Origin of the sequence: Brevundimonas sp. (genome assembly GCF_036732845.1) — a bacterium.
Classification (GTDB): Bacteria; Pseudomonadota; Alphaproteobacteria; order Caulobacterales; family Caulobacteraceae; genus Brevundimonas.
In genome coordinates this window covers 1-7,948 of the sequence record NZ_DAINBO010000065.1, presented here as the reverse complement: position 1 = coordinate 7,948, position 7,948 = coordinate 1, and the positions used below count along the sequence as shown (strand labels likewise).

Genomic DNA, 7,948 nt, shown 5'->3' with positions numbered 1-7,948 from the left:
CGTTATACAGCGCCCGATCGATCCCCGCCCCGCCCGTGATGGTGTCAGAGCCGGAGCCGCCGACCAGGGTGTCATCGCCCGAGCCGCCGTCCAGCCGGTCGTTGCCGTCGCCGCCACGCAGGATGTCGTTCCCATCGCCGCCGTCGAGCACGTCGTCGCCGCCCAGGCCGTTCAGAACGTCGTTTCCGCCCATGCCGCTGAGGTTGTCGGCGAAGTCCGTGCCGGTCATCGTATTGGCGTCGGCGTCGCCGGACTGGGTCACGCCGCTTGGCGTCGGGGGAGTACCTGGAGCGGATATGGTCTGATCGGCGAATCGCAGGAATTCACAGTTTGATACGACGTCCGTGCCGCTCCAGTGCGTCACGGTGGCGGTCGTGCCGCTCCAGGTGACGATGTAGCTGATGCGATTGCCGCTGAAGACGGCCGTATCGACACCTGCTCCGCCGTCCAGGATATCGGCGCCATCGCCCCCGTCGAGTTTGTCGTCACCGGTGCCGCCATCCAGGGTGTCGTTGCCTGTTCCCCCGGTCAGGAGGTCTTCGCCGTCGCCACCGCTGCAGGAATCATCTCCGGCGTCGCCCCGTAGATCGTCGTCGCCGGACTCGCCGTGAAGGACGTCATTTCCGGCTCCACCGATCAATAGATCGCTGCCGTGTCCGCCCCAGAGCCGGTCGGCGTCATCGCCGCCGTCCAGGTGATCATTTTCGAAACCGCCACGCAGGTTGTCGTCGCCTGCTTCACCATAGAGATAATTTCTCGCGCCCGAACTGATGCCTGTCACGACGTCATGGCCGCCGCCCGCGAGGACGTACAGCCGACTGTCGGAACCCATCGAGACCAGTCCGCCAAAATCGAACACATTGTTATCCGACGTGCCGTTGACCTGTTGGCTGCCCTGACCGAGGCGTTCGAAGCCGTTCGCTGCGGAAAAGGAATCCAGGACCGCCTGACCGGTGAGGGTGTCGAGACCCGCGCCGCCCTGCACGGACGTGATGGTTCCGTTGATCTCGACGACATCATCTCCATCGCCCGCGTCGATCGTATCGCGTCCTCCCCAGGAGTAGGACTGGATGTAGTCATTGCCGGCGCCGCCAAAGATGACGTCGTCTCCGTCGCCGCCGTAGAGCCTGTCGTTGCCATCGCCGCCGTACAGCGTGTCATTGCCTCCATCGCCGTAGAGTTCGTCGTCGCCGCCCATGCCGTACAGGGTGTCGTCGCCGTCGGCTTCGTAGGAAGCGCCAAAATCACCATGGAGGATGTCGGCGGTGTTTCCAGCGCCGCCGATCAGTGTGTCCCTGCCTGGCCCACCGTTGGCCCGCAATATGGTTCCTCGACCTCCTCCTAGGGGTTTTGCCGTCAATCCACTGAAGTCCAGCAGATTGTCGCCCGAAGTACCGCAAAAATAGGCATGAGGGGTTTGGATCGTGAAATGTTCAAATTCATTGGCGGAGGAAAAGGAAGATATGATCAGTTGTCCAGCGAACAGATATAACGTGTCTATACCTATGCCGCCTTGCAGAACGCTGACTGTCTGATCACCAGACAGTACGACGAGATCATCTCCGCCTTCACCGTATATTTCATCATCGCCAGGGAACGGCTCGTACTCACCGATGTGAATCGTGTCGTTGCCGTCACCGCCTCGCAAAACGTCTGAACCCAGCCCCCCGATGAGGTAGTCAGCGCCCGCACCGCCTTCAAGATAGTCTTCGCCGTCTCCCCCTGAGAGGATGTCGTCGCCGTCCTGACCAAACAAGCGGTCGGCGCCTCTCATGCCGAGGAGAACATTGGCGGCGGCGTTACCATAGAGGGTGTCGTCGAAATTCCCGCCCACGAGATTTTCGATCCCGATCAGGGTGTCGCGCCCCTGTCCCGTCACCTGCGGGACTCCCATGATTGAAAGGTCAACGGTGACGCCGGTCCCAGCGGAAGCGTAGCTGGCCGTATCGCGGCCGAGGAAGATCGCAACGCCGTCGACCAAGGCTGGCGACTCGCCATCATCGCCGCCGTTCAGAACGTCGTCGCCATCGCCTCCTTCAAGAAGGTCATTACCGGCGCCTCCGAACAGTTGATCATGGCCTCGGCGCCCGTCGATGACATCATCACCACTGGTGCCCGTCGGGCCGTTGATGATGTCGTCGTCGTCTGTGCCGGTCAGGGTGTCGTCGCCTTCCGTCCCCGTGATCGTCGGCATACCCGCGCTCCCTCATTCCGAGCGCGCGCCCATGCCGCACGCCCCGCGCGACCGTCGCCGATCACGCGGGGGTTGTGAAGGCTCTATTTCAGATTACCGCCCGAACTTCTGGAACTTGATCCGGTGGGGGATCAGGCTGTCGGCGCCCAGGCGGCGTTTCTTGTCTTCTTCGTAGGCTTCAAAATTGCCTTCGAACCATTCGACGTGGCTGTCGCCCTCGAAGGCCAGGATGTGGGTGGCCAGGCGGTCCAGGAACCAGCGGTCGTGGCTGATGACCACGGCGCAGCCGGCGAACTCCTCCAGCGCCTCTTCCAGGTTCTGAAGCGTCTCGATGTCCAGGTCGTTGGTCGGTTCGTCGAGCAGGATCAGATTGCCGCCGGCCGCCAGCGTCTTGGCCAGGTGGACGCGGTTGCGTTCGCCGCCCGACAGCAGGCCGACCTTCTTCTGCTGGTCCGTGCCCTTGAAGTTGAAGCTGCCGACATAGGCGCGGGAGTTAATCTCGCGCTTGCCGACCATCATGATGTCGGTGCCGCCGGAAATGACCTGCCAGATGGTCTTGTCGGCCTCCAGGTCGTCGCGCGACTGGTCGACATAGGCCAGCTTGACCGTCTCGCCGACCTTGATCGAGCCGGCGTCGGGGGTTTCCTGACCCGTGATCATACGGAACAAGGTCGACTTGCCGGCGCCGTTCGGGCCGATGACGCCGACGATGCCGTTGGGCGGCAGCTTGAACGACAGGTCCTTGAACAACAGCTTGTCGCCATAGGACTTCTCCAGCCCCTCGACCTCCAGCACCACATTGCCCAGGCGCGGGCCAGGCGGGATCTGGATGACGGCGTGGGTCTGGGCCTTGGCCGAGTTCTCCTGCTCGGCGACCATCTTCTCATAGGCAGCCAGACGGGCCTTGGATTTGGCCTGACGGGCCTTGGCGCCCGAGCGGACCCATTCCAGTTCGCGGGTCAGGGCGCGCTGACGGGCCTCGGACTCGGACTGTTCCTGGACGACGCGCTTCTGCTTGGCTTCCAGCCACGAGGAGTAGTTGCCCTCGTGCGGGTGGCCCTTGCCGCGGTCCAGCTCCAGCGTCCACTTGGTCACCTGATCCAGGAAGTAGCGGTCGTGGGTCACCAGGATGACGCAGCCGGGGAAGGCCTCCAGGTGGTGCTGAAGCCAGGCCACGGACTCGGCGTCCAGGTGGTTGGTCGGTTCGTCCATCAGCAGCATGTCGGGCTTGGACAGCAGCAGGCGGGCCAGGGCCACGCGGCGCTTCTCACCCCCCGACAGGTTGGTGGTCATCCAGTCGTCCGGCGGGCAGCGCAGGGCGTCCATGGCCATTTCGATGCGGCTGTCGATGTCCCAGACATCGCCGGCGTCGATCTTTTCCTGGAGGGCGGTCATCTCCTCCATCAGTTCGTCGGTGTAGTTCTCGCCCAGTTCGGCGGCGACGGCGTTGAAGCGGTTGACCCACTGCTTCTCTTCGCACCAGGCCTCGACGTTCTCGCGGACGTTCAGATTGGGATCGAGCTGCGGCTCCTGCTCCAGATAGCCGCGCTTGACGCCGTCGGCGGCGCGCGCCTCGCCGTTAAATTCGGTGTCCAGGCCCGCCATGATCTTCAGCAGCGTCGACTTGCCCGAGCCGTTGACGCCGACGACGCCGATCTTGGCGTCGTTGTAGAAGCTGAGCCAGATGTTCTCGAAGACCTTCTTGCCGCCGGGATAGGCCTTGGTCAGGCCCTGCATCTGGAAAATATATTGCTGCGCCATGGGTGCGGTGCGCCCTGTCTCTGTCGGATCGGATGGGGAGGTTGGCGCGGGATGTAGCGACCGCCGCGCCGTTCCGCAAATGACTAGCGGCCCAGCGCGGCGGTTTGATGGCTGACCCGAGGCGGCCTATTCGGCCGGGGAGGACTCGGGGACGGTCTGGGGTTTGGCGGCGCCCGGCATCCGGGCCGCGATCCAGCGGCACAGGACGTAGAACACCGGGGTGAAGATCAGGCCGAAGACGGTGACCCCCAGCATGCCCGAGAACACGGACGTGCCCAGCGACTGACGCATCTCGGCGCCGGGACCGGTCGCCACCATCAGCGGCACGACGCCGAAGATGAAGGCGAACGAGGTCATCAGGATCGGCCGCAGACGCGCCTTGGCCGCCGACACCGCCGCATCGAAGCGGTTCATGCCCTCGTCCTCGGCCTGTTTGGCGAACTCCACGATCAGAATGGCGTTCTTGGCCGCCAGGGCGATCAGCACCACCAGCCCGATCTGGACCAGGATGTTGTTGTCCAGGCCGCGCAGGTTCACCCCGATCATCGCCGCCAGCAGACACATCGGCACGATCAGCACCACCGCCAGCGGCAGGGTGAAGGCCTCGTACTGTGCGGCCAGCACCAGGAAGACGAAGCCGACGGCCATCAGGAAGATGATGGTCGCCCCGCCCGACGCCTGCTTCTCCTGCAGGGCCAGGCCGGTCCATTCGTAGGAGAAGCCGGACGGCAGGGCCTGTTCAGCCATGGCCTCCATGATCTCCAGCGCCTGGCCCGACGACACGCCCGGCGCGGCCGATCCCTGCAACTCCGACGCCGGGAACAGGTTGTACCGCACCACGCGCGACGGGCCGGAATCGTTGGCCAGGGTCGCGACCGAGCCGATCGGCACCATGGCGCCGGAGGCCGAACGGGTCCTGAGGTTGGCGACGTCGGCGATGTCGTCGCGCGACGACGGCTCGGCCTGGGCGGTGACCCGGAAGGTCCGGCCCAGGAAGTTGAAGTCGTTGATGTAGGACGAACCCAGATAGGTCCCCAGGGTGGCGAAGACGTCCGCGGGCTGGACCCCCATGGTCAGGGCGCGGTCGCGGTCGACGTCGGCGGTGATCCGGGGCGAACCGGTGTTGTAGGTCGAGAAGACCTGCTGCACCTCGGTCGGCGCCTGGGCGGCGGCGCCCATCATGGCGAAGGTGGCGCCTTCCAGCGCGCGATAGCCCGCGCCGGAGGTGTCCTGGATCATCATCTGGAAGCCGTTGCCGTTGCCCAGACCCTGGACCGCCGGGGGGGCGATGACGAAGATCTGCGCATCCTTGATGCCCGAGGTCGCGCCGGTGATGGCCCCGGCCAGGGCGGCGGCGGACTGTTCCTTGCCGCGCTGGCTGTGCGGGTCCAGCCGCACGAAGATGGTGCCCGCGTTCGAGCCGAACGAGAAGCTGGTGCCGTCCAGGCCGGCGAAGGCGACGGCGCCTTCGACGCCTTCGGTGGCGCGAATGGTCTGGACCGCCTGGGTCATGACCTCGTCGGTTCGCTCCAGCGCCGAACCGGGCGGCAGTTGCACGACGCCGATCAGGAAGCCCTGATCCTGGTCGGGAATGAAGCCCGAGGGCGTCGCCATCAGACGCCAGCCGGTCAGGCCCAGCAGGATGCCGTAAACGACCAGCATGACGGCGCCCATCCGCACCGCGCGGGCGGTGAAACGGCCGTAGCGATCCGATAGCCAGTCGAAGCCCTCGTTGAATTTCCGTCCGGCCCAGCCCGCGTAATAGAGGATCTTGCCGACCAGATTGCGCGGCTTCTGCTCGTGATCGTCATGGGGCTTGTGCGGCTTGAGCAGCAGGGCCGCCATGGCCGGGGACAGGGTCAGGGACACGAACAGCGAAACCACCGAAGCGGTCGCGATCACCACGGCGAACTGCCGATAGAAGATGCCCGGAATGCCCGGCACGAACATGGTCGGCACGAACACCGACACCAGCACCAGGCCGATGGCGATCAGCGCCCCGGACACCTCCTGCATCGACTTGTAGGCGGCCTCCTTGGGACTGAGACCCTCGCGGATGTAGCGTTCGACGTTCTCGACCACGACGATGGCGTCATCGACGACGATGCCGACCGCCAAGACCAGGGCGAACAGGCTGAGCGAGTTGATCGAATAGCCCAGCGCCAATTGCACCGCGAAGGTGCTGACCAGGGCGACGGGAATGGCGACGATGGGGATCAGGGCGGCGCGCCAGGTCTGCAGGAAGACCAGCACCACCAGAACCACCAGCACGACGGCCTCGATCAGGGTGTGTTCGACCGCCGTCACGGATTCGGCGACGAACTCGGTCGGATTATAGGCGACGCTCAACTCCATCCCGGGGGGCAGTTGGGCGCGGACGGTCTCCATTTCGGCCATCACGCGCTCGGCGGTGCCCAGGGCGTTGGCTCCCGGCTGCTGCACGATGGCGATGCCGACGCCGCGCTGGCCGTCGAAATAGCCGCGGATGCCGTAGTCCTGGGCGCCCAGCTCGACCCGGGCGACGTCGCGCACGCGGGTCACCCGGCCCTGGGCGTCGGTCTTGATGACGACGTCGGCGAACTGGTCAGGGTCGGTCAGGCGGCCCTGGACCTGGACCGGCAGTTGGAAGGCGGCGGCGTTGGTGTCGAACGGCGGCTGGCCGATGGAGCCTGCGGCGGCCTGAACGTTCTGGGCGCGTAGGGCGGCGACGATGTCCGGCCCGGTCAGGCCGCGCGCGGCGGCCTTGTCCGGGTCGATCCAGATCCGCATCGAATAGTTGCCGCCGCCGAAGATGGAGACGTTGCCGACCCCTTCCAGGCGCAAGAGCCGGTCGCGCAGCGTCGACTGGGCGTAGTTGCCGATATAGTCGATGTCATAGGCGCCGTTGGGGGCCGTCAGCCCCAGGATCATCAGGAAGCCGGATTCCTGTTTGTTGACGGTCACGCCGACCTGGCGGACGGCTTCGGGCAGGCGCGGTTCGGCCAGGGCCACGCGGTTCTGGACCAGCACCTGGGCGGCATCCAGATCGGTGCCCGGCTGGAAGGTGACGGTGATCGACACCGTGCCGTCCGAAGTCGAGGAGGAGGAGAGATAGAGCATCCCCTCCACCCCGTTCACCTCTTGCTCGATCGGCGCGGCGACGGTTTCCGCCACGGTCTCGGCCGAGGCCCCGGCGTAGGCGGTGTTGATGGTGATCGTCGGGGGCGCGATCTCGGGATATTGCGACAGCGGAAGCTGCGGATAGGCGAACAGGCCGATCACGGTGATGAACACCGCCAGCACGCCCGCGAAGATCGGGCGGTCGATGAAGAAGCGCGAGATGTTCATCGGATCAGCCCGCGACCGCGAAGCTGGCGCTCGACGCGGGCGCCGGGCGGGTCACCGGGGCCGCGCTGGGCTGGGCCGAGGCTTCGATCTTGCCCGCGACCGGCTTGACCGGCTGGCCCGGCTGCTGAATGCGCTGGACGCCCGAGATGACCACGCGATCGGTGGCGTTCAGACCCGAGCGCACGACGCGCAGACCATCGACCAGCGGACCCAGTTCGACGGGCTTGGCGGCTGTCTTGCCCGCGGCGTCGACGACATAGACGATCCGGCGCGCCTGGTCGGTGACGATGGCCGCGTCCGGCACCAGCATGGCCTGATAGGCGCCCGAGCCGGCCAGTTGAACCTGGCCGTACATGCCCGGCTTGATGAAGCCGTCGGCGTTGGCGATCACGCCGCGCAGGCGCACGACGCCCGAGGCGGTGTCGACCGCGTTGTCGGTGAAATCGAGATAGCCGGCGTGACGGAAGTCGGTCTCGTCCTGCAAGCGCACACGCAGCGGCGCACGACCGCCGCGCGCGACGCGCTGATAGCGCAGCAGGATCGATTCCGAGGCGTCGAAGGCGAAGTGGATCGGGTTGGTCGAGACGATTTCGGTCAGCACGTCGGCCGCCGACGAACCGCCCGCCACCAGATTGCCGACATCGACCCGGCGATCCGAGATCCGTC

Annotated in this window: 4 protein-coding genes; all 4 read right to left on the bottom strand. The window is 65.7% G+C overall.

Annotated features, from left to right (window positions below; genetic code table 11):
* The coding region (locus tag V7D63_RS12835) for a calcium-binding protein (protein ID WP_333592672.1) at window positions 1-2,194 on the bottom strand (2,194 nt) is incomplete at its 3' end.
* A 93-nt stretch (window positions 2,195-2,287) separates the two neighbouring features.
* Window positions 2,288-3,955 (bottom strand): energy-dependent translational throttle protein EttA, encoded by a 1,668-nt coding sequence (gene ettA / locus V7D63_RS12830; protein ID WP_333592671.1) that lies wholly within the window; start codon window positions 3,953-3,955, stop codon window positions 2,288-2,290.
* A 126-nt stretch (window positions 3,956-4,081) separates the two neighbouring features.
* A complete protein-coding gene (locus tag V7D63_RS12825) occupies window positions 4,082-7,282 on the bottom strand; it encodes an efflux RND transporter permease subunit (protein WP_333592670.1) in 3,201 nt (1,066 codons plus the stop codon).
* Window positions 7,283-7,286: 4 nt separating this feature from the next.
* Window positions 7,287-7,948 (bottom strand): efflux RND transporter periplasmic adaptor subunit (locus V7D63_RS12820; protein WP_333592669.1); only part of this gene is annotated, 662 nt, incomplete at its 5' end.